We start from the raw sequence: 19,886 nt of genomic DNA on the forward strand, positions 1-19,886 counted from the left end.
CGCGTGCGGTCATCTGCTCCCGGGTTTCACACGGAAAACGGCCTCTGGGCGTGTAAACCCCGGGAGCTCCCCTCGGCTGCTCCCGGGTTTCACACGCTGGACGGCTCTTTTCCGTGTATAACTCGGGAGTACTGCCGGCAACGGCTATAATTGTCCTTGGATGTGACAATCGATGAAGGGGCGGTGGTTGCTGTGGCGGGGAATGCGGATGGGGATGGGGAGCTTGATCCCGCGGTTGGGCGGCGCGAATCGATCTCCGAGCAGATCGACCGGTTCTTCGACGAGCTGCACCGCATCGACGTGGCCTACTCGGACTATGCCCGCCGCGCCGGCGTCTCCGACAATCTGATGTGCATCCTCGACTACCTCAAGGACCACGAGGGCGCGTCGCAGCGCGCGATCTGCGAATACACGCTGCTGCCGAGGCAGACAGTCAACAACATCATCGCGTCGTTCGCCGAGCGCGGCCTGGTGGAGCTCGGCGAATCCGAGGAGGACCGCCGGGTGAAGACCGTGCGGTTCACCGACGCCGGGCGCCGGTACTGCAATGGGCTGATCGCGCCGAGCCGGGCCGCCGAATACCGCGCAATGAGCGAGATGCCGGGGGAACTGCGCGATGCGCTGCTGCGCGGCATGGAGATCTACGGACAGGTATTCCGCCGCCAGATGTGGCGCGCCGGAAATTGACAACTGTCCCAGTATAGGACAATATAGCGATTGTATGCCCGTACAGGCGGGTTGGCCGGGCGCGCCGTCGCGCGGGCCACAGACAAGGAACAGGCCGGAACACGAGGAAGGTCATTATGCGGCTGGTTGTCCGTTTCATGAAGCCATACTGGGGGCTGTTCGCGGTGACGACGGTGCTGTTGTTCGCCGATGTGATCGGCGCGCTCATCATCCCGACCTTTGCCGCGGAGCTGCTCAACGAGAGCGCCACGCACGCGTCGTTCGACGCGATGGTCGCGACCGCGGCCAAGATGGGCGCCGCCGCGCTGGTCTCGGGCCTGGCCGCGGTGGCCGGCGGCTGGTGCTGCTCGCAGCTGACCTCGAAGGTCGGCAAGGACATGCGCGTGGCGCTGTACAACAAGTCGCTCGACCTGTCGATCTACGATTTCCGCAACTTCGGCACCGCGTCGATCACCACGCGCACCATCAACGACGTGGTCAACATCCAGATGGCCATGACCAACGTGATGGGCATGCTGCTGCCCGTGCCGGTCATCTTCGCGATCGCGCTGACCCTGTCGTTCCGCCTCGACGTGACGATGTCGCTGTGGCTGCTCGCCGCGATCGCCTTCGTGTGCGTCGTCGCGTGGTTCATCATGCGCACCGCCTCGCCGCTCTTCCGCCGCCTGCAGAAGCTGCTCGACCGCATCGGCGCCGTGCTGCTCGAGAACCTGACCGGCGTGCGCGTGATCCGCGCCTTCGGCAAGGAGCGCCACGAACAGCGCCGCATGGACGACACCTTCGCCGACTACGCCACCACCTCGATCAAGGCGAACCGGCTGTTCGCCAACCTCGACGGGCTGTCGTACTTCGGCATGAACGCGTTCATCGTCGTCGTGTACTTCCTGGCCGGCGGGCGCATCAGCGCCGGCGGCTTCCGGATCGGCGACATCACGGCGATCGTGGAATACGCGATCATGGCGCTGTTCTATCTGATGATGGCGCAGATGGTGATCATGACCCTGCCGCGCGCCCTCGAATGTTGCGAGCGCGTGCGCCTCGTGCTCGACCACGACCCGCAGATCGCCGACCCCGCACCGGGGGACGCGGTCGACATGAGCGGCCGCGGCCCGCTGGACGACGGCGAGGTGCTCGCCTTCCGCGACGTGACCTTCCGGTTCGCCGACGCGCAGGAGGATGCGCTGAGTCACGTCGACTTCGTCTGCCGCAAGGGCCAGATCACGGCGATCATCGGCGGCACCGGCTCCGGCAAATCGACGATCGCGATGCTCGCGCTGCGATTCCACGACGCGAGCTGGGGCAAGGTCACGCTCGACGGCGTGGACGTGCGCGACATGACCCAGCGCGACCTGCGCTCGCGCATCGCCTACGTGCAGCAGCAGGCGTGGCTGTTCTCCGGGACCATCGCCGAGAACCTGCGCTACGGCGACAAGGACGCCACCGACCGCGAGCTGAACCATGCGCTCGAGGTCGCGCAGGCCGATGAGTTCGTCGACTCGCTGCCCGACGGCCTGGACTCGCGCGTGGCCCAGGGCGGCATGAACTTCTCCGGCGGGCAGAAGCAGCGCCTGTCGATCGCCCGCGCGCTGGTCGGCGACGCGCAGATCGTGGTCTTCGACGACAGCTTCTCCGCGCTCGACTTCAAGACCGACGCCGCGCTGCGCCACGCGCTCGCCGCGGAAATGGGCGACCGCGCGGTGCTCATCATCGCGCAGCGCGTGAGCACGATACAGCACGCCGACCAGATCATCGTCCTGTCCGATGGCAGGGTCGCTGGGCTGGGGCGGCACGACGATCTCATGGAGACCTGCGACGTGTACCGGGAGATCGTCGAATCGCAGACCAAGGAACCGAGCATGGGAGAGGAGGCCTGACATGGCGAACGATACCGACAACGTCACCGGCACCGCCGCCGAAGACGCCGGGCTCGACGCCCCGAAGAACGCGATGGCCACCGCCGGGCGCCTGTTCGGGCAGCTGCGCAACCAGCGCGTGCGCCTTGCGGTCGTCGCCGCGTCGATCATCCTGTACACCTTCTTCCACATCGGCGCGCCCATGTACAGCGCGGTCGTCGTCGACGCGATCTGGAACGCCGTGCAGGACGCATGGCAGTCGGGCGCGCCGTTCGCGATCGGCTGGGGCGAGGGCGGCCTCGGGTGGCCGATCCTCATCCTCGCCATCCTGTACGTGGGGGAGTGGGCGTTCTACTACCTGCAGTGCTACCTGATGGCGTCGGTCGCCGAAAACCTCAACCTCACGCTGCGCAGGCAGATCAGCGGCAAGATCCAGCGCCTGCCGCTGCGCTTCTTCGACCGCAACAAGCCGGGCGAGGTGCTGAGCAAGGTGACCAACGATCTCGACCGCATCAGCGAGGTCATGCAGACCGGCCTGCTGCGCCTGATCACCGCGATCACCACGGTCACCGGCTCGCTGATCATCATGATCTGGTACTCGTGGGTCCTGACGGCGGTGTTCCTCGTGTTCATGGCGCTGAGCATGCTCGTCACCAAGCTCGTCGCGCGCAAGAACCTCGAGGTCGCCTCGCTGCGGCAGGAGACGATCGGCGAGCTGACCGGTCTGGCCGAGGAATACTACAAGGGCCGCAACATCATCAAGGCCTACAACCGCGAGGAGGAGAGCTCCGCCGCGATCCGCGACGCGGCCGAGCGCACCCGGCGCGCCGCGCAGCTCGCCGATTTCATCACCATGTCGGTGAACCCTCTGATCCGCATGATCGCGCGCTTCTCGCAGATGTTCGTCATGCTCATCGCCGGGTGGATGGTGATCGGCGGACGCATGACCGTCGGTGTGGCGCAGGCGTTCTACCAGTACATCAACCAGGTGTCCGAGCCGCTGACCGAGGCGAGTTACATGATCAACTCGCTGCAGTCGGCGCTCGCCTCCGCGGAACGCACCTTCGAGCTGCTCGACGAGGACGAGGAACGCCCGGACCGCGCCGATGCGCTCGCCGTGCGCGAGCCGGTGCGCGGGCGAATCGTGTTCGACCATGTGCGCTTCGGCTATGAGCCGGACCGCCCGCTCATGCGGGACGTGAGCTTCGTCGCCGAACCGGGGCGCAAGATCGCGATCGTCGGCTCGACCGGTGCTGGCAAGACCACGCTGATCAACCTGCTCATGCGGTTCTACGAGATCGACGGCGGGTCGATCACGCTCGACGGCGTGCCGACCGCGGACATGACGCGCGGCGACCTGCGGCGCGAATTCGGCATGGTCCTGCAGGATACGTGGCTGTTCGGCGGCACCGTCGCCGAGAACCTCGCCTACGGCAAGCCCGATGCGACGCGCGACGAGATCGTGGCCGCCGCCAAGGCCGCGCGTGCGGACTACTTCATCCGCACGCTGCCGAATGGTTATGACACCGTGCTCGACAACGAGGCCGGCAACCTGTCGGTCGGCCAGCGGCAGCTGCTGACGATCGCGCGCGTGTTCCTCACCGATCCGCCGATCCTCATCCTCGACGAGGCGACCAGCTCGGTCGACACGCGCACCGAGGCGGAGATCGGCAAGGCGATGGCCAAGCTCATGGCCGGGCGCACGAGCTTCGTGATCGCGCATCGCCTGTCCACGATCCGCGACGCCGACCTGATCCTCTACATGGAGCACGGCGATATCGTCGAGATGGGCGACCACCACGGGCTGCTCGAGGCCGGTGGCCGCTACGCCGCCCTCTACAACTCCCAGTTCGCATAGCACGTTGATCCTGAGATTCTTAGCACGCAATGCGGTGCGCTGGCGTGCTAAGAATCTCAGGACGCGGCTGTGGCGGATCAGCGCCGGCCGGCGGCACGCCTAGTGAGGAAGCGCCGGATGGACAGCGTCTCAAGGGCGAGCAGCGCCATGGCCAATACGGCGACCACCGCGTAGTAGATATATTGCCACGCAGGGGTCTTTACCTCCGGCTGGCCATCCTCATATAGCCAGCTGTTCACCGCCGTGTACAGGATGTTGTGCGAAGCGGTGCGCATCGCCGTCACGGAGGTGGCGGAGCGGTCCTTGATTACGTTGTCGCCTTCGATGGTGGCGAGCATCGCGTCGTTGCCGGAACGGATCGCCTGATCGCCGATCTGATAGCCAAAACCGCCAAAGTAGTCGGTTTCCACGAAGCCGCGGAAGCCCCATTCGCCGCGCAGTACGCCGTTGAGCATATGCTCGTTGGCGGAGGAGTAACCGTTGCCGACATAGTTGAATGAGGCCATCACCGCCGTGGCTCCGCCGTCCTTGACCGCCAGCTCGAACGGCTTGAAGTAGATCTCGCGCATCGTCTGCTCGTCGGCCCAGGTGCACAGCATGGCCACGCGGTTCGTCTCCTGGTCGTTCAACGCGAAATGCTTGATGAACGGGTACACGCCGCGGGACTTCGCGCCGGCCACCTGCTGGGAGGCCATGATGCCCGACAGCACGCCGTCTTCGGAAAAATACTCGAAGTTGCGGCCGGCATACGGCGTGCGATGGATGTTCATGGCCGGCGCGTACCAGCCGGTCACGTTCATTTCTCGGGCCGTGGCGCCGATCGTCTCGCCGAACTGCCTCGCCAGATCCTTGCTGAAGGTGTTCGCCACGGACACGCCCGAAGGCAGGCCAATCGAACCGACTCCGGTGAAGTTGTTGTTCAGCGTCGAGGGACCGTCGACGTCGGACTGCCGCGGTTTGCCGATCGAGTCGGCGGCCGCGTTGCCGTATCCGGCGAACGCGATGAGCTGGTTCATCTCGTCCACGGTCAGCTCGTCGAGCAGATCGTTCCACATCGGGTCGTCGTAGTCCTTACCGTACAGCTGGTACAGGTCGATGCCGTTCCTAGCGCCGGTCGTCGGCATCTCGTCGGAGCCGTCGTTGTCGTTCTCGTAGTTCGACGTATTGACGAAAGAGGCCTTGTACTGGTCCGGCATCGCATGGGTGCTCGGCGCGGCGGTCGCCTCGGCGTAGTTGGCGAAGTGGTCGGCTCGTGACAGCGTCTCGAATGCGGGCTTGATGTCATCGAACTGGTTCGTGACCGCCGAGGTGTCGGACGACCGGTGATCGTCCCCGGAATAGGTGATCGTGTCGGGCACGGTCACGGTTCTCTGGTCGATCACTCGGTGCGACCCCGCATTGATGGAGATCGCGTAGTCACCGGCTTCGAGCACGTAGGCGCGTGCGTCGTCGGCATCGTAGGAGGCCATATCCTCGTCCTTGAAGGAGAAGGACACGGTGGTGGACTCGCCGGGTTCGAGCTCGTCGGTCTTCGCGAAGTCGATGAGGTTGACGGAGGATTTCTCGATGCCGCCGTTGATGTACGGAGGGTTGTAGAATACCTCGACCACATCCTTGCCTGCCGTTTCGCCGGTGTTGGTGACGGTGACGTCGAATCCGATCGTGCCGTTGCGGTACGTCACCTCGCTCATCCGCTGGTCGAAGGTCGTATAGCTCAGGCCGTATCCGAACGGATACTGCACCACCGCGTCGTAATCGATCGCGCCCTCGTCGTCGGCCGTTTCATAGTACTTGTACCCGACGTAGATGCCCTCGACGTAGTTCACGAAGCTGGGCAGCACATGCAGGTCCTGGCCGGCGAATGCGGTGTCCACCGCGAACTCGGCCATGTTGTCGTACTGGAACTGGCCGAAATTGTTGGCCCATGGGGCTTTCGAGAAGTCGCGCACGAAGGTGTCGGTCGTGCGGCCGGACGGGTTGACCGCGCCGGTCAGCACCTCGCCCAGCGCGGTGAAGCCGGTCTGGCCCGCGGGTGGCGCCCACAGCACGGACCTGATCTGCGCGTAGTCGTCGACGAAGCTCATGTTCAGCGCATTGGCGCCGTTGTAGACCACGATGACGTCATCGAAGTTCGCGGTGACCAGATCGAGCATGTCGCGCTCGCTGCGCGACAGGTCGAGGTACCCCTGCCCGGCCTCGAAATCCGCGTAGTCGGCGGAATTGTTGTGATACACGGATACCGCGTCGCTCGACTCGCCCGGATCGGTGACCGCGCTGTCCGCGGGGCCGAACTGGCGGTTCGCGCCCGTATCGGTCATGTCGTTCGGCAGGTCGAAGCATTCGCCTCCGGTGCGTGCCAGCACGACGATCGCCGTATTGGAGAATGCCTTCGCGTTGGCGATCAGCTGGTCTGAGTAGGTGTTGGCCGGCGGCTCGGGCAGCGTCCAATCCTGGATGCCGGCGCTGAAGGTGGGTCGGTCGGCGCGGTATCCGGTGTAGAAGTCGGTCAGTGTGGTGTTGGTCTTCAGCCCGGCGTCCTGCATGCCCTGCAGGATCGACGTGGTTTCGTACTGGTCGTTCATCGAACCGGAACCGGTACCGCCGTAGATCGGATTGGTGGATGCCCAACCGAACACGTTGACCTGATCGCTGGAGAGCGGCAGGGTGCCATCCTCATTCCTGAGCAGCACGATGCCCTCGCGTTCGATGTCCACGGCCAGGTCCTTGGTCTTCGCGATGGTCTGGTCGGTCAGCGTGCCGCTGCCCGACAGCAGCGACAGCATCGTGTTCAGTGGGCCGAACAGCATGGTGCTCACTGCCACGATGACCGCGACCGCGGTGACGATCCACGTTTGGGAGTGAACCAGCTTTCGTGTGCCGGCATTCTTCACCGTACGGCGGTTCACCGCGAACGTGGCCAGTAGCGCCACCGCGAGCACCACGCCGATGACGATCAGCTGCGTGCGTATGGATTCGAGGGTACTGATGACATCCGAGAAATTGATGCCCAGCATACGTTGCTCCTTCTATCGTGTTTCTCCGCCTCCGGCCGTTCTTCCATGAAGCGTGACCGGAGACCCGATCCATAAGCGGCGACAGGGCTACGACGCCCGGTATCTGCTTATGATGGCGACGATATCGGGAAAGGGAATCGCGGCGTGAACCGTGGTTCGGGAGAGGTTGGCGAAGGTACGTGAACGGTATGGAGCCGTCCTTGGCGGGCGGTGGCGGGGCACGACTATGTCGGAGAGCCGGCGTCAGTGAGGCCGGGGCAGTACGATGCCGAGCTCGAAGACGCCATCCTCGGTGGTGATCACCATATCGCCGTCGAGGGCATCGACGATCATGCGGATGCTTTTCACGCCGTATCCATGGGATGCCGGGTCGGTTTTGGTCGTGATCAGATCGCCGTTGCCGGAGCGTATGACGTGGTCGAAATAGTTGGAGATGCGGATACTGACTAGATCGCCACGGATCGCCATCGTCAGCTTCACTACACGCCGCTGCGGGTCGTCGAGCCGGCGCAGCGCCTCGATCGCGTTGTCCAGCGCGTTGCCGAACAGCGAATAGATGTCGTAATCGCTGATCCAATCCACGCATGTCGCGTCCGCCATATACGTGAATCTGATGCCGAGCCGTGCGCATTCGAGGCTTTTCTGCGTGAGCACCACGTCGAGGGCGGCGTTGCCGGTTTTGGCGATGCTGTCATAGGTGCCGACTGAATCGGAGATCTCGTCGAGCACGGCGTTCGAACGGGCCGCGCCGGCAGCCCCGTCCGCGTTGACGGCGGAACGCAGACGCCCGATCTGATGCTTGAGATCGTGGTAGCGCACGTTGGTGGTCTCGATCGTGTCTTTGAGCAATTCGTAGTAGTTGGTCCGCAGATCGTTCATCTGGCGCATGAAGGCGATCTCGTCGCTCAGCGTCTGATTGCGCGATAATTCGTTGAACAGCAGCAGGATGATCACGCAGGTGAGCACGGAAATGGCGCGCATCGCGAACTGGGTCTCGTCGTTCAGATCGGAGGCATAGACGTAGGAGCTCAGCCCGACGGTGACCAGCAGCGTACTCGCCACCAAGGCTGCCAATACGCCCGCCGAGCTCATGCGTATCCTGGCCACGTCGAAACGACGGATGTACCACTGCCAGAATATCGCGTAGACAGCGGCGAACACCGCCACACGCGTGGCTTCACCGGCCGTCCACGAGGCGAGTTGCGGCAGTCCGGCGGCCCACGACAGCCGCATGCGACCCAGATCGATGATCTCCACCGCCGCCGCGGCGATATGCTGCAGCGCGTATCCGCACATGGCGATGCCGGTGGCCATGCGCCAGTCGCAACGGCACACATGTTTCACGGCGGTGATGGACGCGAGGAACAGCAGCGTGAAGTTGGCCGTGGAGCGCAGCAGATACTGAGGCAGCACGATTATGCCGCATTCGGTGATCAGCACGCAGAACGCCATCATCGCCAGCAGGGCAACGACCGCGCGCCGACGCAGCCCGCCCGGCTTTTCGGGCGTGCGCAGGGCGAACAGCAGCTGCGCCACGATCATCTCCACGGTGGCGGCTTCGTTGTTGAAGATGCTGAGCGCCGGCACGGTGCCCACCATGATGTTGGGAAACTCCATCGTGCTCAGCGCCCCAACGACATGGTCACCGCTCGCAGGATCTCCTGCTTCTTTGATCGGCTGACCTCGATGCGGTTGCCGCCGACCGTGATCGTGTTGCCGTCAATGGCCGTGATGTTGTCGATATTGACCAGATACCAGCGGTTGCAGCGCATGAAGTTGCCTGCGGCGAGCGTCTGCTCGGCCTGGCCGAGCGTGCCTTTGACCGTGTGGTCGCCGTCGGCGGTGTGATAGGTGACGTAGTGGTCCTGCACTTCCACGTAATCGATGCGCTCGATCGGCACGACCTGCATCGCGTCGCGCGTCACCAGACGTATGGTCTGCGTTTTGCGGCGGCTGATACGCTGCAGGGCCTTGCGCATCACCATGTCGAAGCTGAAGTAATCGACCGGCTTGACCACGAAGTCGAGCGCCTCGACTTCATAGCCCTTGATCGCGAGCTGCGCCATGTTCGTCACGAAGATGATGACCGTGGACGGGTCGGTTTCGCGGATGACCTGCGCGGCCTTGATGCCGTCGACCTGCGCCATCTCGATGTCGAGGAAGATGATGTCATAATCCGGTTTGTAATGGTGCAGCAGCTCCGCGGCATCGGTGAAACCGGTGATCTGCGCGTCCGTGCCGCGTTCTCCGGCGAAGCGCGTGATATAGCCGCCCAGCAGCTCGCGTGCCTCGGCATCATCGTCGACCACGGCAATGGCAACCATCTTTCGCCTCCATGCGTCCCGTGCTTCCCGTTGCCTTCCTACGATAGCAAACGGGAAGCGCGAGGCGTGATGTTTGGCGGATGCGCCGGCAGGGTGCGCGGTCAGAGCAGGAAGCCGCAGGCGGCCGCGGCCACCGGGACGACCGCGCTGGCGAGCAGGTATCCGGCGGCGGTGGGGTAGCGGTGTTTGCGGGCCAGCGTGACCATTTCGTTGATGGCGGTCGATAACGTGGAGAATCCGCCGAGCGCGCCGGTGGCCAGCGCCAGACGCCACGGTTCCCCGATGGCTCCGCCCATGGCCATCGCGGCGACCAGGCCGGCGAGGAAACCGGCGATCAGGTTGATCGTGAAGGTGGAGAGGGGGAAGGCCTTCGACCAGTACGTCTTGATCGTCGTGTCGAGCAGATAGCGGCAGGAGGCGCCGACGCCTCCGCCAGGCAGACCAGGACGGGGAGCGTCGCGTGCATCATCGGGCCTCGCCTCCCTTGCGAAGGGGCGTGGCGCCGGTTCGGTCGGCTTGCGCGGCCAGACGTGTGCCGGCCCATGCGCCGAAGGTCGCGGCGGCGAGACCGGCGGCGAAGGTCGCCGCAAGGTAGCCGATGCCGGCTGCGGCCTGTCCGGAGCGGATCGCGGTGAAGCATTCCAGCGCGAGCGTCGACATCGTGGAGAGTCCGCCGCACATGCCCATGCCGAGGCCGCGGCTGGCGAGCTCCTTGCCGCGGGATCCGATGCGCGGCGACGCCGCGAGATAGGCGGTCAGCCCGGCATAGCAGAGGCATGCCAGCAGATTGGCGGTCAGCGTGCCGGTGTGGAAGGCGCCGGATGGCGGCACCTGAGTGAACAGATATCGGATCGCGGTGCCGATGGTACCGCCGGCGAAGACGACGGCGAGCAGGTCGAGACGAATATCGGGACGGCGTTTCGATGCGAATGGAGTCGGGGATGCCGGCGGTGTTGACGGTACCGGTGGTGTGGATGGCGCCATGTCGCCGGTGGTTCCGGCGGTTCGTTGCGCGCCGGCTGATGATGAACTCATGATGAGCCCCAAGCCTTTCCGAATCGCTGTGGACCGCTGACGGCACAACGATCCCTAAAGTAGGTGTCGTGTGCAGGAACTATCAGCGTGATGCGGTTCGAAAACAAGTTTCAGGCGGGTCCCATCGCCGCATCCCAAGCCTACTCGCAGGCCGGACATGCGGTGCGGCCCCCGCCCGGTATCGTTCTGAGATTCTTAGCACGCAAACCGACGCATCTGCGTGCTAAGAATCTCAGGACTCGATGAGGTCGGACGTCGATCCGTCGGAGTAGCTGCTGGAGCCGGTTCCGGAATCGGCGCTGCCGTTGGAGCCGGAGTTGCCCGACTGGCCGTTGCCGCTCGGCGGCTCGCCCATGCCGTTGCCGTTCGATTCGCCCATGCCGCCGGGCATCTGCATCTGCTGCACCCGATACCTGGAATCGCCGTCGAGCGCGGAGAACCCGGCTGCGCCGATCGCGCCGCCGACCAGTCCGCAGACGAGCGCGACCCCGACGAGAATGGCCCACGTCTTTTTGGTCAACTGCCCCAGGGACTGCGCGCCGATGCGGCCCAAGGTGCCCGTCTGGCCGCTGGCTCCGGCATTCGGCGCCGGCTGTGGCCACGCCGGCTGCGCGCCGTAGGCCTGGGGTCCGCTGTAATTCGGCTGAGCGGCGTAGCCGGCCATGTATCCCGGCGCGTAACCCGGTTGGGTGACGCCATTCGGCTGGCCGTATCCGGGCTGGCCGTATCCTTGGAACCCCGGTTGCGCGGCGTATCCGGGCTGTCCGGTGGTCTGGGCCGGACGCTGACCGGGCTGCGATCCGGTCGTCGGAGCGTCGGATCCCGCCGCCGACTGGGGGATCGTATCCTGCCGGGTGTCCGAATCGGGCGAATCGGCTCGCTGCCAGTCCCATGCAGGCCGGTTCGCGCCGCCGGGAGCCGCGCTGTCCTGCGCGTTGCCAGCGCCGGTTCCGGATGACGATCCGGCATCCGTCGGAGCCCCGTTGCCGGCGGATCCGTTGTCGGTTCCGCTGACGGTGGCCGTCTGCGCGTTGTCCGGATCGCGTTGCGCCGTGTCCGGGGTGGAAGGTTGGCCGCTATCCGTGGCGGAGGTGCCCGGAACGGTGTCGGGGTTGGTGTTGTCGTTGGTCATGATGATCCTTTCGTTGGAATGCTGGATGATTGATGGATTGATTGATGGATTGGTGGATTGATTGATGGATGGATGGATTGATTGATGGATTGGCTGACCGGCTGATGGGTCGGTCGATGGGGCCGGCCGTCTGTGGAACGGGACGCGGGCGATGGCTGTGGCGCTCGCCGGCGCATCACGCCATCGACCATGCGGTGCTGGTGCCGAATTGCTCGTCGAAGGCGGAGCGGTCGGCGATGTCGTCGCTGAGCTGCGTGTCAGCGGTCTCGTCGACGGTGGTCGTGTAGCCGCCGATCACCGTCACGGTCACGTCGCCGGTGCCCTTGACCACGGTGCCGCCGTCGGCGATGATCGTCACGGTATCGCCGTTGGCGTCGACGACCGATCCTCCGTCGGCGACGTTCAGCGCGGAGATCGTCGTGTCGTCGGTCACGATCCAGGTCGAGGTGCCGTCGACGTTCACGGTGATCGGAGCGTCGCTGGTCGAACCGGACGCCGCCGAAGCGTTGTCGGTGATCGACGCCGCGCCGGTCCATGTCGTGCCGTCCAGCAGGTACAGGTTCACCGTGGAGATCGTATCGGCCACCACGTCGCCGGCAAGCGTCTGATCCCGCCCGGTGAAGTTCACGGTGGCGCCGTTCGAGCCGGCCTGACCCCAGCCGTTCGCGTCGTTGCCGGACGCCTGCAGCAGCGTGGCGGCGCTCGTGTCGAAATCGAGCGCGGTGCCGGACAGCACCACGTCGGCGGTCGTGTTCGTGACGTAGAACATCGAGCCGGAACCGATCGCCGACGTCAGCGTGGAATCCTTGGCCTGAAAGGTAGCGTGCTCGCCCGTGGCGGCCTCGGCGTCACCCGAGGTGGATTGGTAGATGATCACGCCGTTGGCGATCGGATCGGAGCCGGTGGTGCCGGTGTTGGTGCTCTCGAGCGTCGAATCGTTGATCAGGATGGTGTTCAGACCCTCCATGCCGGCGATCTGGCTGCCGGACGCGGTGCCGGTGACGCCGCTCGCCTGGATGTCGCCGGTCGAATACAGCAGCGGGGAACCGGACCCCGCGGTGGTCAGCGTCGAATCGGTGATCGATACGGTGCCGCCGCCACGGTCCGTGGCCGCGGTGGCGCTGTGGTCGCCGCTGGTGTCGGCCGTGACGGCGCTCGCGAGGATCGTGCCGCCATAGGTGGCGTCGAGCCCGCGGGAATTGTCGGCCGTGGTGGTGATCGTCGTGTCGTTGACGAGCGCGGTGCCGGAGTCGGTGGCGAATACGCCGTTCGATCCGGTGCTGTCCGCGGTCAGTTCGCTGCCGTCGATGATGGCGGTCGAACCGTCGCCGACGACCAACGCGATGGCGTTCGTGCCGTAGAAATTGCAGTTGTCGTCGTTGGATCCGTCGCCGGTTTTGGCGAGTGTGCCGTTGCTGACCGTCAGGGTGCCGCCGTTGCGCGCAAGCGCGACGTTGGCATCGGTGTCGGATGCGTTGATATCCTCGCCGTCGGAGGTCTCGTCGGATCCGTCCGCGGTGAGCGTGGCGCTGTACGACCCGCTGTAGTCGTATTGCATGGTATTCGCGCCGCCTATGGTTCCGTTCATGCCTCCCGGGCCGGTCGTGCCGTTGGGGGAGGAGGAACCGGAACCGAGATTCCGGATCAACGCGGCGCCGCCGGCGCCGGCGGCGAGGCCGGAGGCCAGGGCGAGTGCCGCGGTGAGCGCGATGAGTCTGCGCGTGGCGAGCAGCGGCGTCCGCGTGCGTTGGCGTGACGTTGGTTCTTGCGCGTTCATGATCATCCTTTCGCTTGGATGATCCCATTGAACGGCTGTATTCGTAAGGGCCGCTGTGCCGCTGCGCAAGAAGGGCTATGCGAGCCGGAAAGATTCTCTGGAGGTTTTCTGAACGCTTGCTGGGTACGTAGTTTGCGGCGATGATGGCAGTGATTGCAGTGGATGCGTGAGCCGTGCGGTCGTATACGAGGCGGGGCGTTAGCACTCGGCGGCGAGCGTCACCTCGTGCACCGGCTGCCAGCGGACGGCGTCGATGATCTCCTGGCGGTGGTTGCTCGGCAGCGTCATGAAGTCGATGATCTCGTCTCCGGGGAACAGGACGCCGGCGTGCGCCGGCACGACGTAATGGGGAACCGCGCCCACGAGATCCTCGCCTTTGGCGGCGCGCGCGAGGGCATCGGCCTGCTGCACGGTGACGGGCAGACCGGCGTCATGCAATCCCAGCGCGAACTCGATGGCTTCCGCGGCGGACGGGTAGTTGCCGTCGCCGAGGTGGAACGACCATCCGTTGCCGTCTTGGACGGGCAGCAGCGGCATCCAGGAGAATCCGGCTCCCGCGAGTACCTCCCAAGTGTGCCCGGTGCCCTGATCGTCGTTGGCCAGGGAGGCGAATGCGCCGGGTGAGTCCTGATCGATGTCGAGCAGCTCAAGACCGCGCGGGTTGGCGTAGGCCCTGTACCAGTCGGCCGGGGATGGGGCGTGGTTGCGCGGCGGTTTGAGCCCTATGGCGCGGTACCCCGAGGCGCAGGCCGCAAGGTAGCGTGCGGCGGTCATCCCGGAAACCGGGGCGTGGGGCGCGCCGCCCTCGGAGCCCGTTGGATCGGCTCCCGAACGGTCGGTCGGCGAATGCTGCGCCGCCCGCTCGGTGAACAGGCCGGCGAAACGGCTGAGGTCCCCATCGGCGATGCGGGGCAGCAGATAGTCCCTATCCTTCGCGAAGATGCGCCACAGATCCGCGCGGCGGATCGTGCCGGTACGCATGTCGTAGGGCAGATGATCGGCGACGAATGCGTTGTAGGTGCCCTGCGCGCACTGGCGAATGCAATCCTCGGTGCCTTTTAGCAGCCAATCCAGCAACACGTCGATGTGTTCGCGCTCAGAATAAAGAGAATTATTCCGCGCAAATCGGATGGAGAAACCGCCGTTGATCGAAATCAGATGCTCCTGCTGGTGCTGGGCATAGCTGATCGTGTACCAGCACTCCTCGTTGGGGTAGCATGCGAGCCATTGGTCCTTGAACTCCCGTGGCGTGCCGAACTCGCCCTCGTCATGAAGCTGGTCGTAGTCGCCGAAGGCTTCGATGGGGCCCCGTTTTGCGGGGATCCAGAAGGATCTGACCCGGTGCTCGCCGCTCGGTGCGATGTTCTTGATCAGCGCGACGAGCGCCTGCGCCTTGGTGTCGAACGGCAGGTCGAGATCGGGTGTGGTGGTATTGCGGAAACGAATGAGGTTGTCGATTTCGGGGGCGTAGAAAGCTGCGGTCGCCATGATCAGTCCTTTCGTCTCCGTTGCACGATGCAAAATATCGATATTAATAGCGATACCATAATGCTCGTACAAATGTTCGATTGCTGGCCGATGCGTGTCGAAGGCGATTTTTGGTGGTGGTCAGTTGCGCTATGGTGTGCGTATTAAGTTGTGCTATCGAGGAGGCCTGCATGGCGGATGAGAGCAGCCGATACGTGTATCGCATCCACTGGTCGAACAGGGAATCCGGTTTCGTCGGCACCGTGGCGGAGCTTCCCGATGTGCGCTACGTGGCTCAGTCGGCGGTCGAGGCGCTGACCGGCGCCCGGTCCCGCGTCGAGGAGCGGGTCGGCGCGCTGCGCCGCAGCGGGGCCGAGGTGCCGGTCCCGTTTGAGGATCGGTCCTATTCGGGGCATTTCATGGTGCGCGTTCCTCCGGAGATGCATCGTCGGCTGGTTATCGAGGCCGCGGAGCAGGGCGTATCGCTCAACCGTCTGGTGCAGTCCCGCCTGGCGTGACCCCGGTGTGAGCCGGCGGTTCTCTCACTGTGATCATGGCGCCGGGATTCGGCCGGTGCCGTGAGTAGGGTGGCGGGTATGGTTCAGGTTCATGGCATCAAAAGGGCGAGCGCGGACGCGAAATACCGGCAGATGACCGGCAAACCGGTCAAGCCGCTGATTCTGAAGCTGTGCCTGCCGGCCGTCATCTCCAATCTGGTCACCACCGCCTACAACCTGACCGACACCTTTTTCATCGGCCAGCTGGGCACGGCCCAATCCGGCGCGATCGGCATCGCCTTCTCCATCATGACCATCCTGCAGGCGCTGGGATTCTTCTTCGGCAACGGCGCCGGCAATTCGATGAGCCGCGAGCTGGGCAAGCAGAACAATGAGCGGGCGGCCAAGCTGCTGGCCATCGGCTTCACCGGCGCGGTGCTCTCCGGCCTGCTCGTCGCGGTGCTGGGGCTGCTGACGCTGCGGCCTCTGGTGGTCATGCTCGGGTCCACGCCGACGATCGCGCCGTACGCCGTGCAATACCTGACGCCGATCCTCGTCGCGGCGCCCTGCGTCTGCGGGTCGTTCGCGCTCAACGGCCTGCTGCGCTATCAGGGGCAGTCGGCGTTCGGCATGATCGGCCTGGTGTCGGGCGCGCTGCTCAACTTCCTGCTCGCGCCGCTGTTCATCTTCGTGCTCGGCCTCGGCATCGTCGGCGCCGGCTTGGCCACCGGCATATGCCAGACGCTGAGCTTCGCGATCCTGACCACGATGAGCCGCAAGTTCGGCGTGATGAAGCTGTCGCTGCGCAACTGCAAGCCGGACGCGCTGCTGGTGCGCGAGATCCTCGGCGGCGGCCTGCCATCGCTGCTGAGGCAGGGCGCCGGTTCGATCGCGACGACCTGCGTGAACATCGCGGCCAACCCCTTCGGCGACGCGGCGATCGCCGGCATGGCCATCGTGATGCGCATCATGCTCGGCGCGAATTCGGTGATCGTGGGTCTGGGGCAGGGGTTCCAGCCGGTGTGCGGCTACAACTACGGCGCCGGGCTGTTCGGGCGCGTCAAGGAGGGGTATTGGTTCTGCGTGCGCCTGTCCACCTGCGTGCTGTTCGCGCTGGCCGTGACGCTGTGGATCTTCGCCCCACATCTGGTCGAGATCTTCCGTTCGGATCCGGCCGTGGTGGAGGTCGGCGTGGCCGCGCTGCGCATCCAATGCTGCACGGTGGTGCTCAACGGGTTCAACATGATGGGCAACATGATGACCCAGACGATGGGCAAAACCGGAATCGCCTCGTTCCTGGCGGTATGCCGGCAGGGCCTGTTCCTGGCCCCGACCGTGCTGATCCTGCCGCATGTGGTCGGGCTGCTCGGCGTCGAGATGGGCCAGTCGGTGTCGGACGTGCTCACCGCCGTCGTCACCGTGCCGTTCATCGTGCGCATCCTCGGGGAGCTGCGCCGGCGCTGAGGCCGAAGCGCCCGGCGCGTGGCTGGCCTGGTGTGCCTGGTGTGCCCGGGTGCGCCCGCCCGCGTTCGGGACCACGGTCTGGTACACCAGAGGTATGCAGAACGAGCAGCCAAGGGCCATCGCCGTACGCGGTGCGCGCGTGCACAATCTCAAGAACATCGACGTCGACGTCCCGCTGGGCGAGCTGGTCGGCGTGGCGGGCGTCTCCGGGTCGGGCAAGAGCTCGCTGGCGCTGGGCGTGCTGTATGCGGAGGGGTCTCGCCGGTATCTGGAGGCGCTGTCCACGTACACGCGCCGGCGCCTGACCCAGGCCAGCCGCGCGCAAGTCGACGAGGTGCTGCACGTGCCCGCCGCGCTGGCCCTGCACCAGCGGCCGACCGTGCCCGGCATCCGGTCGACCTTCGGCACGATGACCGAGCTGCTCAACAGTCTGCGGCTCCTGTTCTCCCGCGTCGCCTCGCATGTGTGCCCGCACTGCGGCGCGCGCAACGAGCCGGCGCTCAACGTGGCCGCCGGACTGCCCATTACTTGTGCCGGCTGCGGCAGGGAGTTCCATGCGCCCGGCGCGGAATCGCTCGCCTTCAATTCGGCCGGGGCCTGCCCGACCTGCTCCGGAACCGGCATCGTGCGCGAAGTGAACCGCGCGGCCCTGGTGCCCGACGAATCCAAAAGCATCGACGACGGCGCGGTGCTGCCATGGGGCTCGCTCATGTGGGACCTGATGAAGCAGGTGTGCGGCGCGATGGGCGTGCGCACCGACGTGCCGTTCAGCGAGCTCACGCCCGAGGAGCGCGACATCGTGTTCAACGGTCCGGCCGTCAAGAAGCATATCCTTTACAAGCCGAAGAAGGGCGACGATTTCGCCGAGCTCGACTTCACCTATTTCAACGCCGTGTATACCGTGGAGAACGCGCTCGCCAAAGCCAAGGACGAGAAGGGGCTGAAGCGCGTGGCGAGGTTCCTCAAGGAGGGCCCGTGCGCCGATTGCGGCGGCACGCGCCTCAGCGAGGCGGCCCGTGCGCCGCGGGTGCGCGGGCTGAACCTGGCCGAGGCCAGTGCGATGACGCTGGACGCCGCCGTGGATTGGGTGCGCGGGGTGCCGGAATCGCTGCGGCCCGACATGCGGTCGATGGCGACGAACATCTGCGAATCGTTCCTGGACGTGGCCCGCCGGCTGCTAGATCTGGGGCTTGGCTACCTGGCGCTCGACCGTGCCGGCGCCACGCTCTCCACCGGCGAACGCCAGCGCGTGCAGCTCGCCCGTTCGGTGCGCAACCGCACCACCGGCGTGCTGTATGTGCTTGACGAGCCGTCCATCGGCCTGCATCCGGCCAATGTGGACGGGCTGCTCGGCGTGATGCATGATCTGGTGGCCGACGGTAACTCCGTAGTGGTCGTCGACCATGACGTACGCGTGCTCAAGGCGTGCGACCATCTCATCGAGATGGGTCCGGTCGCGGGCGCGGACGGCGGGCATGTGATCGCGCAGGGCACGGTCGGTGAGGTGGAGGCGGCTCCGGGCAGCCGCATCGCGCCGTTCCTGTCGGATAGGGGCCAGTCGCGTGTGCGCGAACGTGTGCCGTTCGAGAGTATGTTCGCCGCCGGGCATATCCGCATGAGCACCGGCCGATTGCATACGGTCCATCCGCTGGACGTCGACGTTCCGCGCGGCCGACTGGTCGCCGTAACCGGCGTGTCCGGCTCAGGCAAGACCACGATGGTGCTCGAGTCGCTGATTCCCACATTGAAGGCGCAGGCCGCGGGGGAGCGGCTGCCGGAGCATGTGCGCGGGATTGAGGCTGACGGCGTCGCCCGGGCGAATTTGATCGACGCGACGCCGATCGGTGCCAACGTGCGCTCCACCGTGGCCACCTACGCCGACATCCACGACGAGCTGCGCCGGGCCTTCGCGCGATGCGACGAGGCGAAGGCTGCCGGATACAAGGCCGGCGACTTCTCGTACAACACCGGTCGGCTGCGCTGCCCCACATGCGATGGCACCGGGTCGATCTCGCTGGACGTGCAGTTCCTGCCGGACGTCGACATCGAATGCCCGGATTGCCGGGGATCGCGGTATGCGCCAGCCGCCGATGCGATTCGGCGCAGGGCCAGGGACGGCCGCGAGATGAGCCTGCCGCAGTTTATGGCCATGAGCGTGGACCAGGCGCTGGCGGCGACGGGCGACCTTCGCAAAGTCCATGCGCGCCTGACCACGCTGCATGATCTGGGACTCGGGTATCTGACGCTCGGCGAGCCGACGCCGGTGCTTTCGGGCGGCGAGGCGCAGCGGCTGAAACTCGCCAGCGAGATGGGCAAGGCCCAGTCGGATGCCGTGTTCGTGTTCGACGAACCGACCATTGGCCTGCATCCGCTCGACGTGCGCGTGCTGCTCGGGGTCTTCGACCGTCTGGTCGGCGCCGGCGCGACCGTCGTGGTCATCGAGCATGATCTCGACGTCATCGCCAACGCGGACTGGATCATCGACATGGGCCCCGGGGGCGGCGAAAGCGGTGGGCGCATCGTCGCCGCCGGCACGCCGGAGCAGGTCGCGGCCGATCCGTGCAGCGTCACCGGCCGGTATCTGCGGCTGGCGTAGCCGTAGGCATGCCCAAATACCCGTTATTGCGATTGGCATGCCCAAACAGGCGAAATAGGGCCCGATAATGGGTATTTCGGCATGTCAATCGCGATAACGGGTATTTCGGCATGTCAAAAACGCGCTAGTGTCCCGTGCCGTAAGTTCGTGTACTATGTCTGGCTCCCCTCTTGGAGGGGAGC

Annotated in this window: 13 protein-coding genes, 1 pseudogene and 1 riboswitch; of the genes and pseudogenes, 6 read left to right on the plus strand and 8 right to left on the minus strand. The window is 65.4% G+C overall.

All coding sequences use genetic code 11. The features are described from left to right. The first annotated feature begins 192 nt into the window (after positions 1-192). The 3 genes from BBSC_RS04040 to BBSC_RS04050 all read left to right on the plus strand — a co-directional run bounded on the left by BBSC_RS04040 (position 193) and on the right by BBSC_RS04050 (position 4,398). On the plus strand, positions 193-687 hold the full coding sequence (locus BBSC_RS04040; RefSeq protein WP_046726080.1) for a MarR family winged helix-turn-helix transcriptional regulator: 495 nt from the start codon (positions 193-195) through the stop codon (positions 685-687). 116 nt (positions 688-803) lie between these two features. Continuing rightward, the gene (locus BBSC_RS04045) at positions 804-2,561 is read left to right on the plus strand and encodes an ABC transporter ATP-binding protein (RefSeq protein ID WP_033518553.1); all 1,758 of its coding nucleotides are present in this window, start codon (positions 804-806) and stop codon (positions 2,559-2,561) included. 1 nt (position 2,562) lies between these two features. Continuing rightward, positions 2,563-4,398, plus strand: a complete 1,836-nt coding sequence (locus BBSC_RS04050) for an ABC transporter ATP-binding protein (protein WP_033518555.1) — start codon at positions 2,563-2,565, stop codon at positions 4,396-4,398. 77 nt (positions 4,399-4,475) lie between these two features. On the opposite strand, the gene BBSC_RS04055 is transcribed toward BBSC_RS04050, so the two are convergent. From BBSC_RS04055 to BBSC_RS04090, 8 genes and pseudogenes are all read right to left on the minus strand, one after another. Continuing rightward, positions 4,476-7,412: a glycoside hydrolase family 3 C-terminal domain-containing protein gene (locus BBSC_RS04055; RefSeq protein WP_033518557.1), complete on the minus strand. Its 2,937-nt coding sequence runs from the start codon at positions 7,410-7,412 to the stop codon at positions 4,476-4,478. 243 nt (positions 7,413-7,655) lie between these two features. After that, positions 7,656-9,011: an ATP-binding protein gene (locus BBSC_RS12790; protein WP_051923253.1), complete on the minus strand. Its 1,356-nt coding sequence runs from the start codon at positions 9,009-9,011 to the stop codon at positions 7,656-7,658. Between the two features lie 23 nt (positions 9,012-9,034). Further along, the gene (locus BBSC_RS04065) at positions 9,035-9,736 is read right to left on the minus strand and encodes a LytR/AlgR family response regulator transcription factor (RefSeq protein ID WP_033518558.1); all 702 of its coding nucleotides are present in this window, start codon (positions 9,734-9,736) and stop codon (positions 9,035-9,037) included. A 101-nt stretch (positions 9,737-9,837) separates the two neighbouring features. Further along, positions 9,838-10,202: pseudogene (locus BBSC_RS04070) on the minus strand (fluoride efflux transporter FluC). Continuing rightward, entirely contained in the window at positions 10,202-10,720 is a 519-nt protein-coding gene (locus tag BBSC_RS04075) for a FluC/FEX family fluoride channel (protein ID WP_046726079.1), read from the minus strand. The pseudogene BBSC_RS04070 and the gene BBSC_RS04075 overlap by 1 nt, the downstream one beginning before the upstream one ends. Positions 10,721-10,837: 117 nt before the next feature. Next, positions 10,838-10,909: riboswitch (Fluoride riboswitch) on the minus strand. Between the two features lie 94 nt (positions 10,910-11,003). Then, complete coding sequence (locus tag BBSC_RS04080; RefSeq protein WP_033518560.1) at positions 11,004-11,903, minus strand: hypothetical protein; 900 nt, start codon at positions 11,901-11,903, stop codon at positions 11,004-11,006. A gap of 175 nt (positions 11,904-12,078) precedes the next feature. After that, a complete protein-coding gene (locus BBSC_RS04085; RefSeq protein ID WP_144414408.1) occupies positions 12,079-13,680 on the minus strand; it encodes a beta strand repeat-containing protein in 1,602 nt (533 codons plus the stop codon). A 198-nt stretch (positions 13,681-13,878) separates the two neighbouring features. Beyond that, positions 13,879-15,168, minus strand: coding sequence for a hypothetical protein (locus tag BBSC_RS04090; protein ID WP_033518564.1), 1,290 nt, complete (start codon positions 15,166-15,168; stop codon positions 13,879-13,881). 170 nt (positions 15,169-15,338) lie between these two features. Here BBSC_RS04090 and BBSC_RS04095 point away from each other — a divergent pair, with 170 nt between their 5' ends. The 3 genes from BBSC_RS04095 (at position 15,339) to BBSC_RS04105 (ending at position 19,704) form a co-directional block, all read left to right on the plus strand. Beyond that, positions 15,339-15,665: a type II toxin-antitoxin system HicB family antitoxin gene (locus BBSC_RS04095; protein WP_033518565.1), complete on the plus strand. Its 327-nt coding sequence runs from the start codon at positions 15,339-15,341 to the stop codon at positions 15,663-15,665. 78 nt (positions 15,666-15,743) lie between these two features. Next, on the plus strand, positions 15,744-17,108 hold the full coding sequence (locus BBSC_RS04100) for an MATE family efflux transporter (RefSeq protein WP_033518567.1): 1,365 nt from the start codon (positions 15,744-15,746) through the stop codon (positions 17,106-17,108). 94 nt (positions 17,109-17,202) lie between these two features. Next, positions 17,203-19,704, plus strand: a complete 2,502-nt coding sequence (locus BBSC_RS04105) for an excinuclease ABC subunit A (protein ID WP_033518569.1) — start codon at positions 17,203-17,205, stop codon at positions 19,702-19,704. Positions 19,705-19,886 lie beyond the last annotated feature (182 nt).

The organism is Bifidobacterium scardovii JCM 12489 = DSM 13734 (assembly GCF_001042635.1).
GTDB lineage: Bacteria > Actinomycetota > Actinomycetes > Actinomycetales > Bifidobacteriaceae > Bifidobacterium > Bifidobacterium scardovii.